Origin of the sequence: Anaeromyxobacter paludicola (assembly GCF_023169965.1) — a bacterium.
Taxonomy (GTDB): Bacteria; Myxococcota; Myxococcia; order Myxococcales; family Anaeromyxobacteraceae; genus Anaeromyxobacter_B; species Anaeromyxobacter_B paludicola.
Genome location: NZ_AP025592.1, coordinates 2055698 through 2079458, shown reverse-complemented (window position 1 = coordinate 2079458; position 23761 = coordinate 2055698). Strand labels below are relative to the sequence as shown.

Annotated in this window: 21 protein-coding genes; 10 read left to right on the top strand and 11 right to left on the bottom strand. The window is 74.7% G+C overall.

What is annotated here, in order from left to right:
* Nucleotides 1–27 precede the first annotated feature (27 nt).
* Nucleotides 28–2649, top strand: coding sequence for a DUF748 domain-containing protein (locus tag AMPC_RS09620; protein ID WP_248345953.1), 2622 nt, complete (start codon nt 28–30; stop codon nt 2647–2649).
* Nucleotides 2650–2653: 4 nt separating this feature from the next.
* Here the strand turns inward: AMPC_RS09620 and AMPC_RS09615 are convergent, their stop codons facing one another.
* Complete coding sequence (locus AMPC_RS09615) at nt 2654–3310, bottom strand: trimeric intracellular cation channel family protein (protein WP_248345952.1); 657 nt, start codon at nt 3308–3310, stop codon at nt 2654–2656.
* A gap of 53 nt (nt 3311–3363) precedes the next feature.
* On the opposite strand from AMPC_RS09615, the gene AMPC_RS09610 reads away from it, so the two are divergent.
* Nucleotides 3364–3957 (top strand): DUF4142 domain-containing protein, encoded by a 594-nt coding sequence (locus AMPC_RS09610; RefSeq protein ID WP_248345951.1) that lies wholly within the window; start codon nt 3364–3366, stop codon nt 3955–3957.
* A 40-nt stretch (nt 3958–3997) separates the two neighbouring features.
* Here the strand turns inward: AMPC_RS09610 and lysS are convergent, their stop codons facing one another.
* Together lysS and AMPC_RS09600 are read right to left on the bottom strand one after the other, a co-directional pair.
* The gene (lysS, locus tag AMPC_RS09605) at nt 3998–5125 is read right to left on the bottom strand and encodes a homocitrate synthase (protein WP_248345950.1); all 1128 of its coding nucleotides are present in this window, start codon (nt 5123–5125) and stop codon (nt 3998–4000) included.
* Between the two features lie 17 nt (nt 5126–5142).
* Nucleotides 5143–9801, bottom strand: a complete 4659-nt coding sequence (locus AMPC_RS09600) for a GNAT family N-acetyltransferase (protein WP_248345949.1) — start codon at nt 9799–9801, stop codon at nt 5143–5145.
* 124 nt (nt 9802–9925) lie between these two features.
* On the opposite strand from AMPC_RS09600, the gene AMPC_RS09595 reads away from it, so the two are divergent.
* Nucleotides 9926–10711, top strand: coding sequence for a hypothetical protein (locus AMPC_RS09595; RefSeq protein WP_248345948.1), 786 nt, complete (start codon nt 9926–9928; stop codon nt 10709–10711).
* A 69-nt stretch (nt 10712–10780) separates the two neighbouring features.
* On the top strand, nt 10781–11437 hold the full coding sequence (locus AMPC_RS09590; protein ID WP_248345947.1) for an HAD family hydrolase: 657 nt from the start codon (nt 10781–10783) through the stop codon (nt 11435–11437).
* Nucleotides 11438–11532: 95 nt separating this feature from the next.
* On the opposite strand, the gene AMPC_RS09585 is transcribed toward AMPC_RS09590, so the two are convergent.
* Nucleotides 11533–12426, bottom strand: a complete 894-nt coding sequence (locus AMPC_RS09585) for a hypothetical protein (RefSeq protein WP_248345946.1) — start codon at nt 12424–12426, stop codon at nt 11533–11535.
* A gap of 140 nt (nt 12427–12566) precedes the next feature.
* Here AMPC_RS09585 and AMPC_RS09580 point away from each other — a divergent pair, with 140 nt between their 5' ends.
* A complete protein-coding gene (locus AMPC_RS09580; protein WP_248346294.1) occupies nt 12567–13265 on the top strand; it encodes an RNA methyltransferase in 699 nt (232 codons plus the stop codon).
* A 15-nt stretch (nt 13266–13280) separates the two neighbouring features.
* On the opposite strand, the gene AMPC_RS09575 is transcribed toward AMPC_RS09580, so the two are convergent.
* Genes AMPC_RS09575 through AMPC_RS09560 form a run of 4 tightly spaced genes read right to left on the bottom strand, consistent with a single transcriptional unit; the run spans nt 13281 to nt 17018 of the window.
* Nucleotides 13281–15302, bottom strand: coding sequence for a hypothetical protein (locus AMPC_RS09575; RefSeq protein ID WP_248345945.1), 2022 nt, complete (start codon nt 15300–15302; stop codon nt 13281–13283).
* 38 nt (nt 15303–15340) lie between these two features.
* Nucleotides 15341–15967 (bottom strand): hypothetical protein, encoded by a 627-nt coding sequence (locus tag AMPC_RS09570; protein ID WP_248345944.1) that lies wholly within the window; start codon nt 15965–15967, stop codon nt 15341–15343.
* Complete coding sequence (locus tag AMPC_RS09565) at nt 15964–16287, bottom strand: hypothetical protein (RefSeq protein WP_248345943.1); 324 nt, start codon at nt 16285–16287, stop codon at nt 15964–15966. The genes AMPC_RS09570 and AMPC_RS09565 overlap by 4 nt, the downstream gene beginning before the upstream one ends.
* Nucleotides 16284–17018 (bottom strand): RNA polymerase sigma factor, encoded by a 735-nt coding sequence (locus tag AMPC_RS09560; protein WP_248345942.1) that lies wholly within the window; start codon nt 17016–17018, stop codon nt 16284–16286. The genes AMPC_RS09565 and AMPC_RS09560 overlap by 4 nt, the downstream gene beginning before the upstream one ends.
* Before the next feature lie 245 nt (nt 17019–17263).
* Here AMPC_RS09560 and AMPC_RS09555 point away from each other — a divergent pair, with 245 nt between their 5' ends.
* The 4 genes from AMPC_RS09555 (at nt 17264) to AMPC_RS09540 (ending at nt 19880) form a co-directional block, all read left to right on the top strand.
* A complete protein-coding gene (locus tag AMPC_RS09555) occupies nt 17264–17833 on the top strand; it encodes an OmpA family protein (protein WP_248345941.1) in 570 nt (189 codons plus the stop codon).
* Between the two features lie 309 nt (nt 17834–18142).
* Entirely contained in the window at nt 18143–18556 is a 414-nt protein-coding gene (locus AMPC_RS09550) for a bacteriohemerythrin (RefSeq protein WP_248345940.1), read from the top strand.
* Nucleotides 18557–18612: 56 nt separating this feature from the next.
* Complete coding sequence (locus AMPC_RS09545; RefSeq protein WP_248345939.1) at nt 18613–19023, top strand: hypothetical protein; 411 nt, start codon at nt 18613–18615, stop codon at nt 19021–19023.
* 62 nt (nt 19024–19085) lie between these two features.
* Entirely contained in the window at nt 19086–19880 is a 795-nt protein-coding gene (locus AMPC_RS09540; RefSeq protein WP_248345938.1) for an SDR family NAD(P)-dependent oxidoreductase, read from the top strand.
* Between the two features lie 14 nt (nt 19881–19894).
* Here AMPC_RS09540 and AMPC_RS09535 read toward each other — a convergent pair whose 3' ends face one another.
* Nucleotides 19895–20719, bottom strand: a complete 825-nt coding sequence (locus AMPC_RS09535; protein ID WP_248345937.1) for an SDR family NAD(P)-dependent oxidoreductase — start codon at nt 20717–20719, stop codon at nt 19895–19897.
* Between the two features lie 106 nt (nt 20720–20825).
* Here AMPC_RS09535 and AMPC_RS09530 point away from each other — a divergent pair, with 106 nt between their 5' ends.
* Entirely contained in the window at nt 20826–21503 is a 678-nt protein-coding gene (locus AMPC_RS09530; RefSeq protein WP_248345936.1) for a haloacid dehalogenase type II, read from the top strand.
* Between the two features lie 48 nt (nt 21504–21551).
* On the opposite strand, the gene AMPC_RS09525 is transcribed toward AMPC_RS09530, so the two are convergent.
* Together AMPC_RS09525 and AMPC_RS09520 are read right to left on the bottom strand one after the other, a co-directional pair.
* Complete coding sequence (locus AMPC_RS09525) at nt 21552–21941, bottom strand: hypothetical protein (protein ID WP_248345935.1); 390 nt, start codon at nt 21939–21941, stop codon at nt 21552–21554.
* A gap of 66 nt (nt 21942–22007) precedes the next feature.
* Entirely contained in the window at nt 22008–23708 is a 1701-nt protein-coding gene (locus tag AMPC_RS09520; RefSeq protein WP_248345934.1) for an L-lactate permease, read from the bottom strand.
* Between the last annotated feature and the right edge of the window lie 53 nt (nt 23709–23761).

Below are 23761 nucleotides of genomic sequence, written 5' to 3'. Positions count from 1 at the left end.
GAACAGGGCTCGAGAGGCCCCGTTCCCATGCCCACTCCCTCGAAGAAGCGGCGCTGGCCGCTCGTCCTCGGCGCCGTCGTCGCGGTGCTGGTCGCCGCTCTGGTCGCGGGCTCGCTGGTGCTCGACGGCGTCCTCACGCGGAAGGCCCAGGCGGCCGCCGCGGAGCTGTCGCAGAAGCTCGGCCGGCCGGTGGAGATCTCCAAGGTGTCCACCCGGATCCTCACCGGGCTCGGCGCCCGCGTCGAGGGCGTCCGGATCGGGCCCGGTCCCGGCGAGGACGCCCCGCTGCTCGAGCTCCCCTCCGCCTCGGTGCGGATCGCGGCGCTCCGGGCGCTCTTCTCGTTCGGCAAGGACGTGGAGGTGCGCTCGATCGAGGTCGAGGGGCTCCGCGCCAACGTGGTCCGGCTCCCGGACGGCACCACCAACGTCGAGCGGCTGCAGGCGAAGCTCGCGGAGGAGCAGCCCAAGGCGGAGCAGCCGGAGGCGCAGCAGCCTCCCGCCGATCGCTCCTGGCTCCGCGTCGGGCACGCGGCGGTGAAGGACGCCCGCGTCGCCCTCCTCGACCACGCCACCCCCGGCGCGAAGGAGCTGGCGGTGGAGCACCTCGACGTCACCGTGGACGGCCTCCGGGCCGGCCAGCCGCTCGAGGTGGTGGTGCGCGCGGCGGTGCTCGCCTCCCAGCAAAATCTCGAGCTGCGGCTCGGCGCCGCCCCGCTGCCCCCCTCGCTCGTGCCGACGCCGGAGCACGTGGTCCTGAAGGTCCAGCCCATCGACCTCGCGCCGCTCGGCCCGTTCACGCCGAGGAGCGTGGGGCTGCGCGGCGGGCGCTTCCAGGCCGATCTCGACGCCGCGCTGGGCGCGGCGGTGCCGGGCGGGAAGGGGCCGCTCCAGGTGAAGGGCACGCTGCGCGGCACGGGGCTGCGGTTCGCCGCGCAGGAGGGCGGGAAGGCGCTGGACGTGGCGCTCGACGCCGATCTCGACGGCGACGCCGACAAGGGCGATCTCCGCATCGGGACGCTGCGGCTCGACGCCGGGCCGGCCTCGCTGCGGGGCCAGGGGAAGGTGTCGGGGCTCAAGACCCCCTCGCCGCGGGTGGAGGGGCTCGAGATCGTGGCCCACGACCTCGACCTCTCGAAGCTGGCCGCGCTCTACCCGCCCATCCGGAAGCTGGGCGAGGAGCTGGTGGGCCCCATCGGCCTGACCGTGAAGGGCTCCGGCGGCCAGGCGGACCAGGCGGTGCAGCTCCTGGTGGACCTCACGCCGGTCCGGATGCGCCTCCCCGACCAGCTCGAGAAGGCGGCCGGGGCCAGGGCCACCCTGCAGGCCACGCTCCGCGGCGGCGAGCAGGGGCAGTCGAACGCCTTCCGCTTCGAGGTGGCGAGCGACCTCGCCGGCGTGGACCTCCGCCCGGGCCAGGCCCTCGACAAGCGCCCCGGCGACCGGCTCACGCTCGCCGCGGCCGGCACGGTGCGGAGCGCCGGGAGCGCGCGCGACGTGGACCTCACCCGCCTCGAGGTGGGGATCGAGGGGGACGCGATCACCGGGAGCGGCAAGGTGGCGATGCAGGGGCAGGGGAAGGGCGCCCAGACCCGCTTCGACCTGCAGGCGAGGAGCCAGCAGCTCGACCTCGACCGGATCCTCTACGCCGGCCCGAAGCGCGAGCAGCCCCCCTCGAAGCCGCTCGATCCGGCCACCTTCGCCGGCCTCTCCGGCAAGGCGACCGTCGACGTGGCCGCGCTCCGCTTCAAGAAGATGGACTTCCGCGACGCGGTGGTCCAGCTCACGATGCAGGGCGACGAGGTCACGCTCGACCAGGCGCGGCTCGTCGCCTTCGGCGGCAAGATCTCCGCGGCCGGCACCCGCGTCGCGCTCGCCCACCCCGCGCAGCCGTTCCACCTCGCCGCCGACCTCTCCGGCCTCGAGCTCGGCCAGGCCATCCGGCTCTTCGCCGATCACCCGGTGGCCACCGGCAAGCTCCAGGGCAAGCTCGCCCTCGACGGGGGCGGCCGCACCGGGAAGGAGATCGCGAAGTCGCTGGCCGGCGCGCTCGCGGGCAACCTGCAGGGCGGCGTGCTCCAGTCGAAGGACCTCGTGGGCGGGGTGGTGGGGCCGCTCGCGAAGGCGCTGCCGGCCGGCCTCGCGGCCAAGGTCCCGCAGGGCGGCGCCACGCCGCTCGGCAAGGACCTGCCGTTCTCGCTCCACTTCGACCGCGGCACGGCGAAGCTCGACAAGCCGCTCGCGGTGAAGCTGCCGCAGGGGGACCTGGACGTCACCGGCGCCTTCGGGCTCGACGGCAACCTCGACATGCCGGCCACCATCCAGCTCGCCCCCGCCACCGTGGCGAGCCTCACCGGGGGCAAGGTGACGCCGGCGGCCCCGCTGCCGGTCACCTTCCGGCTCGCCGGACCGGCCTGGAGCCCGAGCCTCGCCGATCTGCAGCTCCGGCCCGCCGTGGAGGCGATCGCGAAGCAGGCCGGCTCGGCGCTGGTGGGCCGCGTGCTGGGGCGCGCGCCGGGGCTCGGGGGCGCGAAGAGCGTGGACGAGGCGAAGCAGAAGGCGTCGCAGCAGGCCCAGCAGCAGGCGGACGAGGCGCGCAAGAAGCTCGAGGACCAGGCGAAGAGCCGGCTGCAGGGGCTCTTCGGCAAGTAGCCGATCAGGCGCGCGGGCGCTCGTCGGGCTCGACGTGCGGCGGCGCCTCGGTGCGCCAGCCGAGCCGGATCGAGAGCAGGCGGGCGGCGAAGGTGGCGGCGATGGACCAGACCGCCGCCTGCGCCGGCTCCATCCGCAGGGCGATGACGAGCGGGAGCAGCACCGCCTGCCCGATGATCGCGGCGAGCGCGTAGAACTCGCCCGGCTGGAACATGAGCGGCTCCTCGCGCGTCAGCAGATCGCGCAGCAGGCCGCCGCCCACGGCGTTCACCACCCCCACGAAACCGGCGCTCAGCGCGGGGAGCCCGGCGTCGAGCGACTTCTGGGCGCCGACCACCCCGTAGATCCCGAGCGCGAGCGCGTCGAGCACGAGGATGGGCAGCCGGAGCCGCTGCAGGTGCCGGCCGAACCAGGTCCCGACCGAGCCGCCCAGCAGCACCGCCACGAGGTAGCGGCCGTCGGTGAGGGAGGCGGGCGGGCCCCCCTGGAGGAAGATGCCGTCGCGGAGGAAGCCGCCGCCGAGCCCGGCGACGAGCGCGAGCGACAGGGTGCCGACGAGGTCGTACCGCTTGCGCACGCCCGCCAGCGCGCCGGTGGCGGCGAGGAGCGTCACCGCCGCCAGATCGAAGTGGATGGGGAGCTGGAACTCGCCGCGAAGCATGGGGCGCCGCATCCTTTCATGGCGGTGCACGAGTGCAAAGGGGGACGGACACGATGACGACGACGAGGATCCTGGGGGCGGCCGGACTGGCGCTGGCGCTCCTGGCAGGCGGAACCGCGCTGGCGACCGGCAACCAGGCCCAGACGGGAGACATGGACAACGCGCAACTGCGCGACTGGCTCGGCAAGCTGCACGCCGGCAACCAGCACGAGATCCAGGGGGCGCGGCTCGCGAGCCAGAAGTCCACGGACCCGCAGGTGAAGCAGCTCGCGCAGCACATGCTGTCCGAGCACACCCAGATGGACCAGCAGGTGCTGGCGCTCGCGAAGCAGCGGGGCATCGACCTCTCGTCGAAGCCCGCGGCGAGCTGGGCGGACGCGAAGCAGCAGGCGGCCATGGAGAAGCTGAAGGCGGAGTCGGGCGCCGACTTCGACCGCGGCTACGCCGAGATGATGGTGAGCGATCACCAGGACGACGTGAAGGACGTCACCCGGATGCGCGACCAGGCGCCGGACCGCGACCCGACGGTGAAGAAGCTGCTGGCGGACACCAAGGACCGGATGCAGCACCACCTCGACATGGCGTTCTCGACGCGGAGCGCGCTGAACGAGCAGCAGTCGCCCACGCGCCAGGGGCGCCGGCCGTAGGGCCCGGCCGGGCTGCGGGGCGTCGTCGCCGGGGGGGAGCTCAGGCGATGACCCAGCCCCGCAGCACCTGGTCGATCTGCTCCTCGGAGAGCTCGCCCTTGTCGGCGAGCTCCTTGATGCGGCGGGTGACCGCCTTGAGCTCGCCCTCGCCGAAGGTCATGCCCATCTCGCGGGCGCGGTAGGCGATGGCGTGCCGGCCGGTGAGGCGGCTCCCGATGATGAGCTTGCGGGTGAGCCCGAAGGCCTCCGGCGGGATGATCTCGTAGGAGCCGGGGTTCTCCATCATCGCCTTGAGGTGCATGCCGGCCTTGTGCGAGTAGGCGGTCTCGCCGGTGACCGGGGTGTTGAACGGGATCTCGACCCCGCAGACCCGCGCCACCAGCCGCTCCAGCTCGCGGAGCTGGCCGAGCCGGTAGCGCTCGGCGACCGCCTGCGGCTCGAGGCTGTACATGCGGGCGATGAAGGCGCCGAGCGGCGTGATGCCCACCCGCTCGCCCACGCCGAGGACCGAGACGTCCACGTGCGTGGCGCCCGCCGAGATCGCCTCGTAGGCGTTGCCCACCGCGCAGAAGGTGTCGTTGTGGCCGTGGAAGCCGATGTCGCAGGTGACCGTGCGCCGGATCTCGCGGACCAGCGCGTAGACCTGGCGCGGCGTGGCGATGCCGACCGTGTCGGCGAGGCCGACCCGGTGCACCCCGAGCCGCTGCGCGGCGGCGTACACGGCGAGGAGGTCCTGCTCGCCGGTGCGGAAGGTGTCCTCCGCCGAGAAGCGCACCTCGAGTCCGGCCCGGAGCGCGAGCTCGATGGGCGGCCCCATGGCGTCCACGATCTGCTGGATGCTCTTCCCGTGCGAGGACTCGCGCAGGATCCGGCTGGTGGCGAAGAGCAGGCCGATGCCGCGCACGCCGGAGTCGATGCCGGCCTGCACGTCGTCCACCACGCAGCGGGCGTGGGTGATGACCCGCGCGCCGAGCCCCAGCTTCGCGACCTGCGCGGCGTCGCGCTGGGACTGCGGCGACGCCGCCGGGGAGGTCACCTCGACGTAGTCGGCGCCGAAGGCGTCGAGCGCGCGGGCGATCTCCAGCTTGTCCTCGGTGCGGAAGGCCGCCTTGGCGAACTGCTCGCCCTCCCGCAACGTCGTGTCGATGATGCGCCAGGTGGGCTTCATGGGTTCTCCGCGGGCGCTCACCACTGGAAGGTGGCCTCCGCGTCCAGATCCGCCACGAGGCCGCCCGACCCGGGGTCGGTGCGGAAGCCGTAGCGCCGGAAGTACTTGGGCTGGAAGTAGCCGGTCTCGAGGTGGCGCACGCCGCGCCCCTTGAGCCGGCGCATGAACTCCCGCATCAGGCCGTCGGACACGCCCTTGCCCCGCTGCTTGCGCGAGACCACGAGCTTCTCCATGTGGACGCGGTCGGGAGAGACGGCCCGGTAGAAGAGCCCCCCGATGACCGTCTCCTTGGCGTCGAGCGCCAGCAGGAACTCGTGCTCGGCCGAGAAGGTGACGGCCAGGGTGGCCTCGTCGAAGAGGTGGATGAGCCGCGCCACCTCGCGCGGCGTGGCCGGCGCGCGCACCGAGAAGCGGCGCCCCTCGGCGTCGGTGAGCCCGACCACCACCTCGGTCACGAACCCGCCGCCCGACGGCAGCATGATGAGCGCCGCGTCGTCGGTGGGCTTGAGGTAGCGGTAGGTCATGCGGGCGAGGAAGTAGTCCTCCTCCGCCGTCGGCCGGACCGTGCCGCGGATGCTCGCCACCTGCTCCTCGAGGTCGAGGCCGCCCGCCGGCAGCTGCCGGGCCCGCGCCATGAGCCGATCGAGCGCCAGCCCCAGCTCCGGCCGGGCGCCGGCGAAGATGGTCTGGCGGAAGAAGCGCACCCGCGTGTCCGGCCAGGTCTCCTCGAGCTCGCCGAGCCGGTAGGTGCTCCAGAGCTCCACCAGGATGGCGCTCTGGGCCTCCAGGGTGGCGGCCGGGTTCACCGCGATCCAGCGCTCGTACCGGCGGGCCGCGAAGTGGACCCGCTTCGGCGTGTAGCCCTGCTCGGCCACGGTGGCGAGGAACGCCGCAGCCCCCTCGCCGCGCCGGCCGGAGCGCGCCTGCTCCACGAGCTCGCGCGCCCGGGGCAGCCCGAGCGCCTCGACCACCGCCGAGAAGAGGAGCCGGTCGTCCACCATGCCCCGGAGCGAGCCGTGGGCCGCCTCGATCCACTCGACGAAGTGCTGCACGAACCGCTCGAGCACCTCGTCGAAGCTCTCGCAGGGCGAGCGGTCGGAGATCGACACCAGCCGCGCGCCCATCTGGTAGTCGTGCGACGGGATGATGAACCCGCCCGGCGACGGCACCTTGAGCGCCAGCGTCCGCCCGGTCCGGTCCCAGAGGTCCACGTGGGCGGAGAGGGCGGTCCAGGCGAGGAAGGGCCAGAGCGACTCGAGCCGGCGGGTCTCGCCCTGCTTCTCGAGCCGCGCCACCGCCCGGCCGACGTCCTCGCCGGGGATGAACTCCTCGGTGAAGATGCCGTACTCGGGGTAGTAGCCGCCGAACGCCTCGACGAGCGGCGGCGGCGCGCCGGCCGCGAGCAGCCACGAGACCTCCTCGCGCAGCTCCGACGCGGGCATCGCCTCGGCCACGTTGATGGCGATGTCGAAGGTCTCGCGGGCGCGGGTGGCGAGCGAGAGCCGGTAGACGCTCTTGCCGTGCTGGGCGCCGAGGAAGGTGATGATGGCGCCGCCGGGCGGGACGTCGGCGAGGCTGATGAGCGCGCCGCGCCCGAAGAGGAACACCGAGGCGCGCATGAGGGTGGTGTCGGCGAGCGCGCGCAGGAGCAGGTCGCGGGCGGTGAAGCCGATCCCGGGCCCGAAGACCACCACCTCCTTCCAGCCGTACTCCTCGCCGGTGTCGGGGTCGAGGGCGCGGCGGAGGTTCGGGCCGATCCAGTTGGAGAAGCCGCGTCGCAGCCGGTCGTGCTCCTCGCTGGCGCGCGCCGCCACCTCCTCGGCCGGGTGATGGGAGAGGCGCGCCAGCGGCACGCGGAGGCGCTGGTACCAGGCCGGGTGGGTGATGGCGCAGGCGGTGAGGAGCCGCATGGCGGCGACGAGCAGCCGCCGGTCGGAGGGGGAGGGCTCGGGCGCGAGGGCCCGCTCCGAGGCGAGGAACCCGAGCAGCACCTCCACCTGCGGCTCGGAGAGCCCCTTCTCGCCCATGGAGACGAGGTCCTCGTCGCGGGAGGCGACGGGCGCCATCCGGTCGAGGAAGGTGCGGAGCGTCTCGATGGTGCGCTCCGGCTCCTCGTGCGGCACGAGGACCCGGAAGGCCCGGCGCCGCACCGCCTCGTCGGGCGCGTCGGCGGCGCGCCGCAGCAGCGAGCGGCAGAGCGTGGCGTGGTCGCGGCTGCCGTCCTTCAGCCCCTCGTGGAGGTGGACGATGGCGCGGGTCGCCTCGGGCCGCTCGGCGCGGAGCAGCTCGCCGGCGGCGTGGATGGTGTGGAAGCTCACCGCGCCCTTCTCCACGGTGGCGAGGAGCGCCTGCAGCCGGTGCGCCGGCGGGGGCTCCCAGGCGCGCGGGTCGAGCCGGAGCTCGGCGCCGGCCTTGCGGCGGCGGGCCACGAGCGAGACGAAGGCCTCCTCGCCCAGGAACGCGCGGAGCCCCTCGTTGCCGAGCCAGAGCGCCGGGCGCGCCAGCAGGCTGCCGAGGTCGACCGGCCGGCCGCCGGCGTCGTAGGCGAGGTCGCCCACCCGCATGGCGCCGGGGGCGCCCTCGAAGCGGCCCACCACCAGGCTGCGGCCGCCGGCCTGCACCTCGCCGGCGCGGAGCACCACCTCCTGCTGCAGCACGCCCATCTCGCGCAGCAGCCAGTTCGGGATGCGCAGCTCCATCCCCTCCACGCCGAGCGAGAGGTGCTTCTGCTCGTACATGGTCTCGACGAGCGTCTTCCAGCTCGCCTCGACCTGCTCGCGCTTGTAGGTGAGCTTCTTGGTGAGCTCGCCGTGCTCCTCGTCGAGCGCGCGCGGCAGCACGCGGAAGGCCACCACCCGCTCGAAGGGGGCGAGGAACCGGTTGGCGCTCGCCACGAGCGAGCTCAGGAGCTCGTGCAGCTCCTCCGGCGTCTTCTCGCGGAGCTGCGGCTGCCCCTCGAAGTTGGGCCAGATGAGCAGGGTGTTGTACTCGCGGTGGTCGCCCACCAGGAACGCCTGCGCCACCGCGTCGAAGTCGCGGAAGAGGTTCTCCACCCGCTGCGGCGCGATGGTCTGGCCGCTGCGGTTCTTGTAGATCTCCTTCTTGCGGCCGGTGATGCGGAAGTGGCCCTCGGGGTCGAGCGAGACGAGGTCGCCGGTGCCGAAGAAGCCCTCGGCGTTCCAGCTGTGGTCGTCCTCCTCCGGCTCGAAGTAGCCCGGGCTCACGTAGGGGCCGCGGATGAGGAGCTCGCCGTCGGGGGCCCGCACCGCCTCGACGCCGGGCAGGGGCCGGCCGATGGAGCCGTCCACGTACGCGCCGGGCTGCGTCATGGTGATGCCGCCCGTCGCCTCGGTCATGCCGTAGCCGGAGCAGAGCTCGATGCCGGCCCGCTGGAAGGCGCGGAAGAGGGCCGGGTCGAGGTAGCCGGCGGCGGAGAGGCCGTAGCGGAGCCGCCCGCCGGTGATCGCCCGCAGGTGCGGCGTGACCTCGTCCGGATCGTCCGAGGCGGCGGCGCGCACCGCCGCCTCGTGGACCTCCATCCACTTCTTCGGGACGCTGATGAAGACGGTCGGGCGCTGCGAGCGGAAGTCCTCGAGCAGGGACGCCTGCTGGGGCGAGCGCGCGAAGACGTAGGTGGCGCCCCACCAGATCGAGCCCATGAGCTCGAGCCAGCGTCCGAACGTGTGGTACAGCGGCAGGTAGCAGAGGAACACGTCGCCCTGGCCGACCGAGGGCAGCGCGAACCCGCGGCAGAGCCGCTTCGTGACCAGGTTCTGGTGCGTGAACTGGATCCCCTTGGGGCGGCCGGTGGTGCCCGAGGTGTACATCACCGTCGCGAGGTCGCGGCTCCTCACCCGGGCCGCCCGCGCCGCGCGCGCCTCGTCGTCGAAGGCGCCGCCCTGGCCCACCATCTGCTCGAGCGACAGGAGCCCGTGCCGCTCGGCGCAGGGGCGCGAGAACACCACGATGTCGCGCAGGTCGGGGAGCCGCCCCAGCGCCGGCAGCACCTTCCCCACCTGCTCCTCGTCGGAGCAGAGCAGGAGCTGCGCCTTCGAGTGGCGGAGCATGTAGACCACCTGCTCGGCCACCGCGTTCGCCGGGAGCGGGAAGTCCACGATGCCGTTCGTGAGGCAGGCGAGGTCGCAGAGCGCCGCCTCGAGGCCGTTCTCGGAGAGGATGGCCACCCGCGCGTTCGGGTCGTCGCGCAGCACCGCGAGCAGCCCGCGGGCGATGGTGCGGGTGCGGCGCGCGAGCTCCGAGACCGTCAGCTCGCCGCCGTCCGGCCCGAGCACCCGGAGCGCCACGGTGCGCGGGTCGGTCTCGGCGCGCGACCGGAGCAGCTCGCCCACGGTGTAGTCGGCCCGGTCCACCACCGGGAGCAGGAGGTCGAGCCAGGGCGCGATCCGCTCCGGCGTCATCGCCTCGGTGAAGAGGCGCCGCCGCACGGTGTCGAGCAGGGCGAAGAGCGCCTGGCGCGCGGGCTGCCGGTGCCCCGGCGCCTCGAGCCGGCCGAGGAGGAGCTCCACCAGCGGCCGGAGCTCCTCGAGCAGGTCGGGGCGCGCGCCCGTGAAGGCGTCCCGGGTGGCCTCCACCAGCTCGCGATCCGGGGGCTCGTCGGCGCGGCTCCAGCGGGCGGCGAGCTGGGCGTAGACCGGTTCGGGCTGGGCCTGGAGCATGAGGAGAGGAAAGCACGAAGGGCGGTGGGTGTCGATGCGTCAGCGCTCGCCCGGTCGCCCCAAGCGGGAAGGGTTCGCCGGGCCCCGCCGCGGTATCGGACCAGCGCCTTTCCGGGAGGATGAAATGGACCTGCGCCCCGCCGTCGCCGCCGCCCTGCTCCTCGCCGCGCCCGCCGCCCGCGCCGGCCTCGTCATCGGCACCCGGAACACCCAGGGCACGAACGCCGGGCAGGAAGGGACCGTGTACATCGAGGGGAACAAGCTCGCCTCCGACTCGGCCGGCGACCAGGCCCACTTCTTCATCTGGGACGGCGACGCCAACAAGGTGGTGCTCGGCGACCGCGCCCAGAAGACGTACCAGGAGATGACCCCGTCCGACGTGACCGGGATGAAGGCCCGGATGTCGAAGCAGCTGGAGGAGGCCAAGGCGAGGATGTCGCCCGAGCAGCGCAAGGCGCTCGAGGAGATGCTCGGCAAGCAGGGCGCCGCGGCGGCCCCCGCGGCGAAGCCGCCGGAGACCGAGTACGTGCCGGCGTCCGGGGGCGACCGGGTGCTCGGGCACGCCTGCAAGAACTACCGCGAGGTGCGCGAGGGCCGGACGGTGGCGGAGACCTGCTTCATCCCCTGGAGCGACGGGGTGGTGACCCGCGCCGACCTCGCGCCGCTCGAGAAGATGGAGCAGTTCTGGCGGCCGCTCAGCGAGCAGCAGCCGGGTGCGCGCCGGCGCCAGGCGATGAGCGAGGAGCTCGCCCGGGCGCCGGGCGTGCCGGCGATCCGCAAGACCCTCGGGGCGGACGGCAAGCCGGAGAGCGAGGAGCGGCTCACCAAGCTCGACCGCACCCGCGTCCCCGCCGAGCGGTTCCAGGTGCCCGCCGGCTACACGCGCTCGAAGCGGCAGCTGGGCGAGTAGGGCGGCGGGAGGGGCCCGGCGCCGGGGCTTCCGCCCCGGGCGCCCGTTGGGTACTCTTCCGCCCCCGCCATGCCCGCACGCCCCATCGCCGTCCTCTTCGACCTCGACGGCACGCTCGTCGACACCATCGGCTTCATCCTCGCCTCCGTCCGCCACACCTTCGAGGGCTACGGCGGGCGCGCCCCCACCGACGCCGAGTGGATCGCGGGGATCGGCACGCCGCTGCGGGCGCAGCTCGCGTCCTTCGCGGAGCGGCCGGACCACGTCGAGCCCCTGCTCGAGCGGTACCGGGCCCACCAGCGCCTCCACTTCGAGCGCATGACGCGGCCGTTCGAGGGGGCGGTGGAGGTGGTGCGGGAACTCGCGGCGCGCGGCCACCCGGTCGGCGTGGTGACGGCGAAGCTGCACGAGCCGGCCGAGCGCGCGGTGCGGCTCATCGGGCTCGAGGGCTGCGTGGAGGTGATCGTGAGCGCCGACTCCTGCCCGCGCTGCAAGCCGCACCCGGACCCGGTGCTGCTGGCGCTGCGGCAGGTCGGCCGCGAGCCGGCGGAGGCGCTCTTCGTGGGCGACTCGCCGCACGACATCGCGGCGGGCAACGCGGCGGGCGCGGTGAGCGCGGCGGCGCTCTGGGGCGCCTGCACGCGCGAGGTGCTCGAGGCGGCGGGCCCGGGGCACCTCCTCGCCGACGTGCGCGAGGTGCCGGCGCTCGTGGAGCGGCTCGGGTAGGCGCGGGCGCCGAGCGCCGCTCGGCCGATCCAGAAGAAGAGACCGGCGCCGGGTCTCCCCGGCGCCGGTCTGGCGCTGCGAAGCTGCGGCGAGGCCTAGAGGCGGACCTTCGCGAAGACGGTGCCGAGGCGGTCGTCGGTCGCGTCCACGCCCGCGGCGTGCTTGCCGAGGAGGTTGCCGAACTCGAACTTCGCGCCGAAATCGACGTTGTGGTTCACGGCGTACTCGAAGCCGGCGCCCACCGGGATGGTGATGAGATCGGAGAAGTTGCTGAAGTTCGACCCCATGGCGGCGCGCACGAAGACGGCGAGCTCCTTGGTGACGTTCAGGGTCGGCTCGGCGTCGACGAACAGCGTGTCGTCGGTCAGGCCGGGGGCGAGGTCGCGGTTGTTGAGGCCGATGTGCACGCCGAGCTTCACCGGGAGGGCGAAGTTGCCCATGGCCCACTTCTCGGACAGGCCGAAGCGCGCGCGGGCGATGGTCGGGTCGGCGATGGTCAGGAACTCGACGCCCGCGAAGGCGGCGAGCTGGTAGTCGTCCTTGCGGAGCAGGCTGACGACGCCCTCGCCGGCGATGGTGTTGAGCACCGGGGCGAGGAAGCCGCCCTTGCCGACGCCCTGGAACGGGTAGCAGCCCTTCGACTCGCCGGTGAGGCAGAGGCCGGCGAACATCGGGGTGGCCGGCTCGACCTCCGTGTAGAGGCCGACCATGATGTCGTCGGTGATGCCGAAGTACACGGACGGGTTGATGCGGACCGGCTTGAACGGACCGAACTCGGTCACGCCCGCGATCGTCTCGTCCTTGGACAGGTTGACGTTCACGGGGACGTAGATCTCGGCCATCCCGGCGGGGAGCGTCAGCGGACGCTTGGCGAGCTCCTCGGGATACTTGTCCTTCGAGTAGACCGTCCCGGGGCCCTCTTCGGCGCGCGAGGCGATCGGCGCGAGCACGAGAAGCGCGGCCAGGAGGCCGATGAGACGCTTGGACATTGGGTGCAACCCCCTTCGCGCGGAATTGCGCGGCCGAAGTGTGCCACAATCGGGGCCTCTGGCAAGAAGGATCGTTCACTCTTGGACAATCCCGAAGACCTTGATTTTCGGGCAGGAATTGATGCAGCGTGAGCCAGATCATGTCCGTCCGCCTCGTCTTCTTGCGCCCGCGCAACCCGGAGAACCTCGGCGCCGTCGCGCGGGCGATGAAGAACTTCGGCCTCTCCGATTGGGCCATCGTGGACCCGCGCACGCTCGACTTCGCCACGGCGCGCCGGGTAGCCGTCCACTCCGAGGAGCTGCTCGACCGGCCCCGGGTGGTGGCCACCCTCGACGAGGCGGTCGCCGACTGCGCCTGGGTGGTGGGGACGAGCTCCCGGAAGGTCCGCGGCAAGCGGCGGCTCCTCCCGGAGGAGGTGGCCCGGGAGGCGGCCGAGCGCGCCCCGGCGGGGCTCACCGCCATCGTCTTCGGCGACGAGCGGAGCGGGCTCACCAACGAGGAGATCGATCGCTGCCACGACCTGTCGGCGATCCCGTCGCTCGGCGAGCAGCCCTCGCTCAACCTGGCCCAGGCGGCGCTGGTCTACTGCTACGAGGTCCGGGCGCGCGCGACCTCGGGCCGGCCGCCGGCGCCGCTCCCGGTCGCCGCCACCGACGGGGAGCTCGAGCGGCTCACGGCGTCGCTCCGCGACCTCCTGCGCGACGGCGGCTTCCTCGCCGGCCCGGAGCGGCACGCGGTGAAGGACCTCGTGGCCCCGCTCCGGCGCGCCCGGCTGAGCGGCAAGGAGGCGCGGCTCTGGATCGCCGCGCTGAAGAAGGTGGGCCGAAGGCCGGCGTGAGGAGGAGCCGCCGCCCTACGGCGCCGCCGTGAGCGGCCCGGGCCCGGTGAAGCCGGCGGCGCGGGCGGCGCGGAGCGACTCCTCGGCGGAGCCGGGGCCGCCGAGCGTGCAGTAGGGCGCGGGGGCGAGCCCCATGGCGCCGCGCAGGAGCGGGTCCTGCCCGAAGAGCTCGTTGATGCGCGCGAGCTGGCTCGGGTGCTCGTCGTCCACCAGCGGGCCGATGAAGCCGGTCGCGAGGAAGGGGCCCTCGGCGTCGAGCAGCCGGCACTCGAGCGCGAGCGCCGCGTCCACCTGGCGCGCCCGCGCGGCGGGCGGGGCGGCGGCGACGCGGGCGGCGGCGAGCCGGCTCGCGATCCAGTCGGCCAGCACCTCGGCGGCGCGCTCGTCGGAGGCGATCGGGATCCGCTGCCGCTGGCACTCGAGGAGCGGCTCGAAGGCCGGCCCCAGGTCGGGGCCGGGCCCGCGCCCGGTGCGGGGCGCGAGCTGGTGGCCCACCTCGTGGGCGAGCACCGTCCGCAGCTCCTCCACCTCGTCGCCCCGGGCGAGGAGCAGGATCGGCTGCAGGTAGACGCCGGCCGGCTCGCCGTGGGCGGCGGGCCGGAAGTGCGCGTCGAGCGCGCGCAGGCCGGGGAGGGCGGCGTCGGCGAACGGGTCCTCCTCCGGGCGCGACTCCTGGCGCGACGCCCGGGTCCGGAGCGGCAGCGGGAAGCCGGGGTCGAGGGCGAAGTCGGACGCGAACAGCGGCCGGGCCCGCAGGAGCTGCAGCGAGGAGATGCCCTCGAGCACGCCGCGGGCCTCCTCGGGCGAGAGGCGGAGCCGGGGCAGGATCTCGCGCTCGGCGAGGGCGCGCACCGCCGCCTTCACCTCGCCGAACACCCGCTCCGCGCCGGCGTAGCGCTCCTCGCCGAGCGTCCGCTCCTCGACGTAGGTCACGAACGGCTCGGACGCGGCGAGCTTCGTCCCGAGCGCCTGCAGGCGGGCGGTCACGAGGGACCGCTCGGTCCGCTCCGCGCCGTCGCAGAGCCGGGCGAGGTGCTGGCGCCCGCGGCCGTCCCACTCCTGGAGCAGCTCGGTCCCGAGCCGCTGCACCTCCGAGACGTCGTCGCCCGCGCCGGGCCCGCTCGCGGCGGCCGGCAGGAGCAAGAGGAGCCGCCGCGCCTCGTCCGCGTCGAAGGCGGCGAGGGCGAGCGCGCGCGTCACGTCGCGGGCGCGGGCCTCCTGGAAGGCGTCGGCGCGGGCCGCCAGCGCGGGCGGGCGGCCGTCGAGCAGCGCGGCCTCGGCGGCGAGCCCCTTGAGGCCGTTCTTCTGGCAGAAGGGGACGGCGTCGAGGGCGGCGAGCCTCGCCCGCACCGACTGGAGCGCGGTGAGCTGGAGCGGCGCCGCGAGCGCGCCGCGGTCGTGCAGCGCCTCCCAGGCGGACTGGGCGGCGCGGGCGTCGCGGGCGGCCCGCTCGCGCCCCGCCCGGACCTCGTCGCAGACGCCGCGCAGCCGCGCCACGAGCTGGGCCGGCGACTCCTGGGCCAGGAGCTCGCGGAGCCGCTGCTCGGCGAGCGCCACCCGCGCCGCGGTGGCGGCGAGGCGGGCCGGGGCCTCCGCCGGCTCGGCCTCGGGCGCGGCGCAGCCGGGGAAGGCGTCGGGGCCGAACCGGACGAAGTCCTCGAGCGGCCCCTCGCGCCGGAGCCGGAACCAGCTCGCCGCGAGCGCGGTCTCGAACCGGCCGCGGTCGTCGGGCCGCACGAGGTCGCGGGCGAACGGGCCGAGCCAGTCGAAGGCGAGGTCGGTGAGGTCGTCGGCGGGCCAGGCGTCCACGGCCTCGTCGAGCCCGCGCCGGACGATCGACTCGGCGCGCACCCGGAGCTGGGTGAAGGTGCGGCCGGCCGAGTCGCGCCGGCACCAGTCCACCGGGTCGAGGAGCGACGGGGGGCCGGCCGGGTCCGTCGCGGCGCCCCTGCCATCCTCGACGCCCCCCTCGCCGGCGGCCCGCACGCTCCCTGCGCACACCGCGAGCGCCAGGGCGGCCAGCGCCGCCCGCCCCACCGCCCCGCCTCGCGCTCGCCCGTGCCTCGCCGCTCCGCTCACTGACGCGAGCGTATCACGCAGCGGCCGTCGGCCCCGAACGCGCCCGGCGGCCCGGAAGGACCGGCGGGGCAGGCGGTGCGGCTCGGCGCGCCGGCCGGCGACGGCCGCTCGAGCACGAGCCCCGGGCCGCCGGCCCCACCGCGGCCCGGCTCGCCGCCCGAGACGTCGCAGCGGACCCGGCCCCGGATCTCCTCGGCCTGGATCTCCACGCTGGCGCCCGGCTTCCCGGCGCCGCCCTGGCCGCCCTGGCCGCCGACGCCCGACTCCTGGCACTGCTGCAGCGCCGCGGCGAAGGCGCTGGCGCTCCGGACGCGCTGCACCGGGGCCTGGCAGCCCGGGCAGGGGGCGCCGGCCTTGCCAGGCTCGCCCGCCTCGCCCTTGCCGTCGATGTCGATGACCGCGCCGTCCTCCGCCGAGATGCGGTGGGCCTTGAGCGTGAGCCGGGCGCCGTTCGCGACCCGGATGCGGCCTCCGGGCCGGAAGACGATCTCCCCGGCCTCGAGCGTGGCGTCCTTCGCGAAGACCAGCTCGGAGCCGACCACGAGCGGTCCCTGGGCCCCGGCGTCGGGCCTGGCCTGCCCCGGGCCGGCGGCGAGGAGGGCGGCGAGGAGGAGCGCGCTCACGGCGACCTCCGCCGGACCTCGGCGTGCGGGACCGTGCGCCGCTCGAGCAGCCCGCGGTGCACCTGGATGGCCGGGGTGCGCCCCTGGTACTCGATCTCGACCTTCCCGGAGGAGACGATCTCGACGTAGGGCCGCTCGGTCCGGTCGCGGGTGGCGAGCAGGACGAGCGGCGCGCAGGCCAGGAGCGCGGCGGCCCCGGCGAGCCCGCGCTTGCGGCGGCGGCGCACCTCGCGCTGGTGCTCCAGCTCGGCGACGCGGGCGCGCACCAGCGCGACCCGCTCGGCGGCGCGCGCGCGCCGGTCCTCGGGCTTCGGGGTCATGCCAGCACCTCCTCCGGATGCGTCTCTTCCCAGTGCAGCCGGGCGCAGAGCTGCTTCAGCTCCTTGCGCGCCACGCCCAGCCGCGAGTTGGTGGCCTCGGGGGTCTCGTCGAGCAGGGCCGCCATCTGCCGGATCGGGAGCGGCAGCGTGAGCTCGTCGGCCCGCAGGTCGAGCTTCGCGAGCACCACCGCCGGCGGCAGCCGCATCACCTCGGCCACCCGCTCCAGCGTGGTCGCGTAGTACTTGAGCTCGATGACCTGCCGGTGGTGCGGCGCGAGCCGCCCCATGGCCATCTCGACCATCCGCCGGTGGTCCTCCTCGTCCATCCCCCGGTCCGGGTCGGGGTAGACGAGGGCGATCCGCTCGAGCGCCTCGAGCAGCTGGTGCCGCCGCAGCTCCTGCGAGATCCGGTTGAAGGTGCAGTGGCGCGCCACGCTGCGGAGCCAGGTGCGGAGGTTCGCCTTGCTTGGGTCGAAGCGCGACAGCTTGAGCTCGGGGCGCCCCTTCGCGACCGGCGCGGAGATCCGGGCGAGCACGTCCACGGTGGCGTCGCGCACCGGGTCGTCGTCCCGCCGGAGCCGCTGGCCGAGCACGCGGAAGCGCGTCCGGACCACCTCGCCGGCGATCACGTCCCAGCAGTCGTCGATGAGCAGCGCGAACGCCGCCTCGTCGCCGCGGGCCGCGGCGCGCACGAGGTCGAGGTCGTCGCTCGGCCGGAGGTCCTCCTGCATCTCAACCTCTATTCTCCCCGCCGGGCGCCATCTCTCGCGCGGGACGCGGAACTTTGCAAGTGGCTGAAACCATTGGGCGGGGTCCCGTCCGCCCCAGCCGCCTGACCGCGCTCCGCGAAAAAAAAGAGGAGGGCGAGAGAGAGATCTGCGGCCGACCGAGGAACAGAGGGAGTGGACCCCCCTCCTGCAGGGAGGGTCGTCACCCTGCGCCGACATTCCGCGGCGCCACTGGAGGCAGGACCATCATGAAGCGCGTTTCCCTGATGCTGCTCCTCACCGCCGTCTCTTCCGGCGCGCTCGCCGGCTGCGCCGGCGCGAACAAGTCCCAGCGCGAGCTGACCGAGAAGGACGCCAAGCCCGCCGCCACCGCGCCGGTCGGGAAGTCCGACGCCGCCGCCAAGGCCGAGGCCTCGGCGCCGGCCCCGGCGCCGGTCGCCAAGGTGGACGCCTGCACCCTCTCGAAGGTGAGCTTCTCCTACGACGACGCCACGCTGAACGACGACGCCCGCCACGCCCTCCAGGGCGTCGCCGACTGCATCCGCGCGCGCAAGCTGCCGGTGGTCGAGGTCGAGGGCCACTGCGACGAGCGCGGCACGCAGGAGTACAACCTCGCCCTCGGCGAGCGGCGCGCCCAGTCGGTGAAGCGCTACCTCACCGCCCTCGGCGTCCCCGCCGCGGTCCAGACCATCTCGTTCGGCGAGGAGTACCCGGCCGTCGACGGGCACGACGAGGCCGCCTGGAAGCAGAACCGCCGGGCCGAGCTGCGCGGCCCTGGCGAGAAGCTCGCCAACGGCACCCCCGTCGCGACCCGCTAGTCTCCTGAGGCAGCACCCGCCGGCCGCGGTCTCCCCGAGCGGGAGGCCGCGGCCGGTTCCTTTTCTGCCTGGCCCCGACGCCGCCAGACGCCGCCGCCCGGTGAGGCGAGACCCGGGGTCGGGTGAGCCCCGTTTCCGGAGGGTCGCGAGGGACGCGCGTGGACCGCCCGAGCGCGCATTTTCCTCCGAGATTCCGAGCCGGGTGGCACCCGGTCCCCATCGCCTGGCACCCGGTGTCACGCTTGCATGCCTGCCTGACCGAGACCCCTGCCGGACGACCCTGGCCGGGAACCTTGGGAAGGGACCCACATGCCGACCTGGAATCCGACGCTCGCCGTCGGGGTGAACGCGATCGACGCGCAGCACAAGGAGCTCTTCGGGCGCGCCGACGCGCTGCTCGAGGCCATGAAGCAGGGCCGCTCCGGCGACGAGGTGCTGAAGCTCCTCGCGTTCCTCGACGACTACTGCTCGCGTCACTTCGCCTGCGAGGAGAAGGTCATGCGGGAGCAGCGGTACGCGGGCTACGACGAGCACGTCGCGCAGCACGCGATCTTCGTGAAGCAGTTCCAGGACCTGGTGGCCCAGTTCCGGGCCCGCGGGCAGTCGCCGGTGCTCACCATCGGGCTGCAGAAGCTCATCTGCGGCTGGCTCGTCCAGCACATCGGCGCCGTGGACAAGAAGCTCGCCGGCGCGCTGGCCGGCAAGGAAGTGCGCTTCGTTTAGGTCCACCCCTGGCGCGGCCGCCGGGCGTGCGTAGCCTGAAGCCCCGGAGGTGCGACATGGCGAGGCGACGTGCGCTCGGCCGGCTGCTCGCGCTGGCCCTGGCGATCCCGGGGGCGGCCTGGGGCCAGACCGGCGGCTCGAGCGCGGGGAGCACGGGATCCTTCGGCTCCGGGGCCTGGGCCGGCGGCAGCGGCGCCGGGTCCCGGACCGGCAAGAGCGGCGCGACCGGGACCGAGTACGGGACGCCGCAGGGCGTTCCCATGGCCGCCGCGGAGCCGCGCGCGTCCGGCGATCCGGCCCTGGGCCCCGGCTACAACGGCGTGCCCTCGGCGTCGGTGGACGCCATCCACGCGGCGCGGACCGGCGACCAGGAGAACCCGGGCAAGCGCGAGCCGGCCGACGTGCAGGCGGAGCAGGCCGCCAGCGGCGGCGAGCGCTCCGACGCGCCGGCGGGCAGGAACCGCTGAGCGCGGGAGCGCCCCCGCTCCGCCGTCGCGCCGGCGACCTGCCGCGCTTACATTCGCCGCCCATGGACCTCGGACTGGGCGGCAAGCGGGCGGTGGTGACCGGATCGACGGCGGGCATCGGCCTCGCCATCGCGGAGGCGCTCCTGCGCGAGGGGGCGCGGGTGGTCGTGAACGGGCGGACCGCGGCGCGGGTGCGGGAGGCGGAGCGGGCGCTGCGCGCGCGGGTCCCGGGCGGCGAGGTCGCGGGGGTCGCGGCCGACCTCGGCACCGCCGAAGGCTGCGACGCGCTGATCGCGGCGGCGCCCGACTGCGACGTGCTCGTGAACAACGTCGGCATCTTCGCGGCCCGGCCCTTCGCCGAGATCGGGGACGGCGAGTGGGCCCGGATGCTCGAGGTGAACCTGCTCTCGGGCGTGCGGCTCTCGCGGCACCACCTCCCGCGGATGCTGTCGCGGAACGAGGGGCGGATCCTCTTCATCTCGAGCGAGAGCGCGCTGCAGATCCCGGCCGAGATGATCCACTACGGCGTGAGCAAGACGTCCCAGCTCGGGCTCTCGCGCGGGCTCGCCGAGCTGACCCGCGGCACCGCGGTGACGGTGAACGCCATCTTGGCCGGGCCGACCCGGAGCGAGGGGGTGGGCGACTTCGTGGAGGGGCTGGCGCGCCAGCAGGGCAAGCCGGCCGCCGAGGTGGAGCGCGACTTCTTCCGCGAGGCGCGCCCGAGCTCGCTCCTGCAGCGGTTCGCCACGCCGGAGGAGGTGGCGGCGCTCGTCGCCTTCGTGGCGAGCCCGCGGGCGGCGGCGGTGAACGGGGCGGCGCTGCGCGTGGACGGCGGGGTGGTGCGCGCCATCGTGTGAGCGGCGGCCGCCGGTCAGTGCGGCGCGCCCGCCTCGCCCGCGGTCGTCTCGGAGAGCCCCGTGAGCGCGTCGGCGACGTGCCAGAGCCGCTCGGCGAGGTGGTCGTCGCGCGCCTGCGGCGAGGGCCGGCGGTCGTCGGTGACGTCGAAGTAGCGGCCGGTGGTCTTGGAGAGCTGGGGCGCGGTGGCGAGCCGGAGCACCGCCTCGACCGCCACCTCGACCGGCGCGCCGCCCGCGCCGAACCCCCGGTGCAGGAGCTTGGTGGAGATGACGCCGGGGTGGAAGGCGTTCACCGTCACGCCGGTGCCGCGCAGCCGCCGCGCCAGCGCGCGGGCGAAGAGGATGAGCTCGAGCTTGCTCTCGGCGTAGGCCATGTAGGGATCCCAGCGGCGCTCCGAGTCGAGGTCGTCGAGGTGCAGCCGCGCCTGGCCGTGGGCGGTGGAGCTCGTGAGCAGGATCCGCGCGGGGGCGGAGCGCAGGAGGAGCGGCACGAGGAGCCGCGTCAGCAGGAACGGCGCGAGGAAGTTCACCTGGAAGGTGGTCTCGTGCCCGTCGGGCGTGACCGTGCGGGCGCTCGCGTACACGCCGGCGTTCGCGAGCAGCACGTGCAGCGCCGGCGCCCGCCGCGCCACCTCCGCCGCGAGCGCTCGCACCTCGTCGAGCCGGCAGAGGTCGGCGACGACCCCCTGCCCGCGCCCGCCCGCCGCCTCGACCTCCGCCACCGTCTCGCGCACCTTGCCCGGGTCGCGCCCGTGCACCAGCACCTCGAGCCCCTTGCGCGCGAGCGCGATCGCCGACGCCCGGCCGATGCCGTCCGTCGCCCCGGTGATGAGCGCCACCTTCCCCAAGGGCCACCTCCCTCGGCCAGAAGGATGCGCCGGGCCGGGCCGCCGCGCCACCCGTCCTGGCCAGGCGGCGGGGCGCCTCGCGGCGCAAATGGGTCGGATGCCCTCCCGGCCGGCCGCGGTCGCGTTCGACGTCGTCGAGACCCTCTTCCCGCTCGAGCCGCTCCGGCCGAGGCTCGTGGCCCTCGGCCTCCCGCCGCACGCGCTCGAGCTCTGGTTCACGCGCCTGCTGCGCGACGCCATGGCGCTCGACGCCGCCGGCCGGTTCGCCAGCTTCCGCGAGGTGGGCGCGGGCGCCCTCGAGGTGGTCTGCGGCCAGCACGGCGTCTCCTGCGGCGAGGCGGAGGCGGCCGCCGTGCTCGACGGGCTGGCGGAGCTGCCGGCGCACCCGGACGCGGCGCCGGCCTTCCGGCGCCTCGCCGAGGCCGGGGTCGCGGTGGCGACGGTGAGCAACGGCGGGGTCGGCCCCACGCGCGCCCTCCTGGAGCGGGCCGGGCTCCTGCCGCTCGTGGCCCGGGTGGCCGGGGTGGACGAGGTGCGCCGCTGGAAGCCGAACGCCGCGGTCTACCGGCACGTCTGCGACGCCCTGGCGCTCCCGCCCGAGCGCGTGGCGCTGGTCGCCGTGCACGCCTGGGACGTGCAGGGCGCGAGGGCGGCCGGGCTCCTCACCGGCTGGGCGAGCCGGCTCGAGCGGCGCTGGCAGCCGGCGATGCCGCCGCCCGACGTGCGCGGCGTGGATCTGGTGGAGGTGGCGGAGGCGCTGCTCGCCCTCGGGTGAGCGCGGCGGCGCCCCGCGGGAGCGCCGCGCCGGAGCGGCGGCGACGGGTCAGCGGGCCACGCCGATGACCAGCGTCCGGTCCCCCGGCTCCGGCTTGCCGTCGGGGCCGATGGCCGGGCGCCAGAGGCAGCCCTCCATGGCGCGCCGCAGCTCGACCCGCTGCGACGGCGTGAGGTCGGGGGCGAGGAACTGCACCAGGGTGACGCGGCCGGCGGCGTCCACCGCCACCTTGGCCGTGACCTGCTCCACGCCGGAGAGGCGCATGGGGCCCTGGACGCGGTTGCGGCAGGAGGGATCCGGCTCCGGGAGGGCGCGCTCGGCGGGCGCGACCGGGACCGGCCTGCCGCCCGCGCCGGGCGCTGCGCAGTCGAGCGCGGCGGCGCCGGCGAGGGCGGCCAGGGCGACGATGCGGTGCTTCCCCGTGCTCCCGTGCTTCACGGCGCGATGGTACCGCCGCGCGCCCGCCCCGGCGCGCGGCCGGGTGGGGCGCGGCGGCCCGCGCGGCTAATGCGGCACGATCCCGGGGAAGAAGAGCGACTGCACGAGGACGAGCACCCCGACCAGGCACGCCAGGACGAGGCTGTGCCAGAACACGTACCGGAGGATGGGCCCCTCGTGCCCCTGCTGGCCGGTGGCGACGCCGGCCACCACGATGCTCTGCGCGTCGATCATCTTGCCCATGACGCCGCCGGAGCTGTTGGCGGCGGCGGCGAGGATCGGGTTCATCCCGATCTGCTGCGCGCTCACCACCTGCAGGTTCCCGAAGAGCACGTTGGACGAGGTGTCCGACCCGGTGAGCGCGACGCCGAGCCAGCCGAGCATCGGCGAGAAGAACGGGAAGAGCGCGCCGGTGGAGGCGAAGGCGAGCCCCATGGTCGTGTCCGACCCCGAGTAGCGGGTGGTGAACCCGAGCGCGAGCATGGCCGCGATGGTGAGGAGCGAGAAGCGGACGCGCTTCAGCGCGTGCAGGTAGATGCGCGCCAGCCGGCCCGGCGAGACCTTCAGGAAGATGCCGGAGACGATGCCCGAGAGGAGCAGCGCGGTGCCGGTGGCCTGCAGGACGTTGAGGCTGTAGATGGCCCCCTCCGCGGTCGGCTTCTTCACCACCGGGGGCACGCGCATCACGAGGTTGTGCAGGCCGGGGATCTCGAAGGCCGGCTTGGGCGCGAGGTGGAGCTTGTACATCGAGGTGTGCAGGTTCCCGAGCCACGCCTTGACGTCGGGGAGGCCCCACACGAACACGCAGACCGAGAGGACGATCCAGGGCATCCAGGCGAGCCAGCCGTCCTTGGTCGAGACCGCCGGCTGCGCCGACGCGGCGCCCACCGAGCGCGGCACCGCCCCGGCGCCGAGCCGGGCGTCCTCCCGCTCGTCCGGGAAGCGCCAGATGCTGGGCGGCTGCCAGAACCGGAGCAGGACGTAGGTGGCGCCGATCGAGACCGCCGCCGCCACGATGTCCACGAGCGACGGGCCGAAGTGGTTCGAGACGAGGTACTGCGGGATGGCGAAGCTCACGCCGGCGACGAGGCAGGCCGGCCAGACCTCCTTCATCCCCTTGAACCCGGCCATGGCCCAGACCAGCCAGAACGGCACGATCACCGAGAAGAACGGGAGCTGCCGGCCGACCATGGCCGAGAGCAGGTTCACGTCGAGCCCGGTGACCTTGGCGAGCGTGATGACCGGCGTGCCGAGCGCGCCGTAGGCGACCGGCGCGGTGTTGCCGATGAGCGCCAGGCCGGCCGCCGGGAGCGGGCGGAAGCCGAGGCCGATGAGCATCGCGGCGGAGATGGCCACCGGCGTGCCGAAGCCGGCCGCGCCCTCGATGAAGGCGCCGAAGGCGAAGCCGATGAGCAGCACCTGGATGCGCCGGTCGCTCGCGAGCCCGGCGATGGTGTGCTTCGCCACCTCGAACTTCCCGGTCTCGACCGTGAGGTCGTAGACGAAGATGGCGTTGAGGATGATCCAGCCGATGGGCAAGAGCCCGAAGGCCGCGCCGTAGAGCGCGGTCACCCCGGCCATCTTCGCCGGCATGCCGTACACGCCGATGGCGATGGCGAGGGCGCAGAGCAGGCCCAGCAGCGCGGCGAGGTGGGCCTTCACGTGGAAGAAGGCGAGGGCCCCGAGCAGCACGACGACCGGGATCGCCGCCACGACGGCCGAGAGGTACAAATTTCCGAGCGGCGTGTAGACCTGCGACCAGTTCACGGGTGCCTCCCTGCGCGGCGCTCGGCCGCGGTGCGCTCGACTGCCCGAGCACA

Coding starts and splice junctions, on each gene's coding strand:
- AMPC_RS09580 (WP_248346294.1), top strand. CDS start 12,567: ATGTCCGTCCGCCTCGTCTTCTTGCGCCCGCGCAACCCGGAGAACCTC.
- AMPC_RS09610 (WP_248345951.1), top strand. CDS start 3,364: ATGACGACGACGAGGATCCTGGGGGCGGCCGGACTGGCGCTGGCGCTC.
- AMPC_RS09590 (WP_248345947.1), top strand. CDS start 10,781: ATGCCCGCACGCCCCATCGCCGTCCTCTTCGACCTCGACGGCACGCTC.
- AMPC_RS09615 (WP_248345952.1), bottom strand. CDS start 3,310: ATGCTTCGCGGCGAGTTCCAGCTCCCCATCCACTTCGATCTGGCGGCG.
- AMPC_RS09565 (WP_248345943.1), bottom strand. CDS start 16,287: ATGACCCCGAAGCCCGAGGACCGGCGCGCGCGCGCCGCCGAGCGGGTC.
- AMPC_RS09550 (WP_248345940.1), top strand. CDS start 18,143: ATGCCGACCTGGAATCCGACGCTCGCCGTCGGGGTGAACGCGATCGAC.
- AMPC_RS09595 (WP_248345948.1), top strand. CDS start 9,926: ATGGACCTGCGCCCCGCCGTCGCCGCCGCCCTGCTCCTCGCCGCGCCC.
- AMPC_RS09555 (WP_248345941.1), top strand. CDS start 17,264: ATGAAGCGCGTTTCCCTGATGCTGCTCCTCACCGCCGTCTCTTCCGGC.
- AMPC_RS09560 (WP_248345942.1), bottom strand. CDS start 17,018: ATGCAGGAGGACCTCCGGCCGAGCGACGACCTCGACCTCGTGCGCGCC.
- AMPC_RS09585 (WP_248345946.1), bottom strand. CDS start 12,426: ATGTCCAAGCGTCTCATCGGCCTCCTGGCCGCGCTTCTCGTGCTCGCG.
- AMPC_RS09530 (WP_248345936.1), top strand. CDS start 20,826: ATGCCCTCCCGGCCGGCCGCGGTCGCGTTCGACGTCGTCGAGACCCTC.
- AMPC_RS09620 (WP_248345953.1), top strand. CDS start 28: ATGCCCACTCCCTCGAAGAAGCGGCGCTGGCCGCTCGTCCTCGGCGCC.
- AMPC_RS09545 (WP_248345939.1), top strand. CDS start 18,613: ATGGCGAGGCGACGTGCGCTCGGCCGGCTGCTCGCGCTGGCCCTGGCG.
- AMPC_RS09540 (WP_248345938.1), top strand. CDS start 19,086: ATGGACCTCGGACTGGGCGGCAAGCGGGCGGTGGTGACCGGATCGACG.
- lysS (WP_248345950.1), bottom strand. CDS start 5,125: ATGAAGCCCACCTGGCGCATCATCGACACGACGTTGCGGGAGGGCGAG.
- AMPC_RS09600 (WP_248345949.1), bottom strand. CDS start 9,801: ATGCTCCAGGCCCAGCCCGAACCGGTCTACGCCCAGCTCGCCGCCCGC.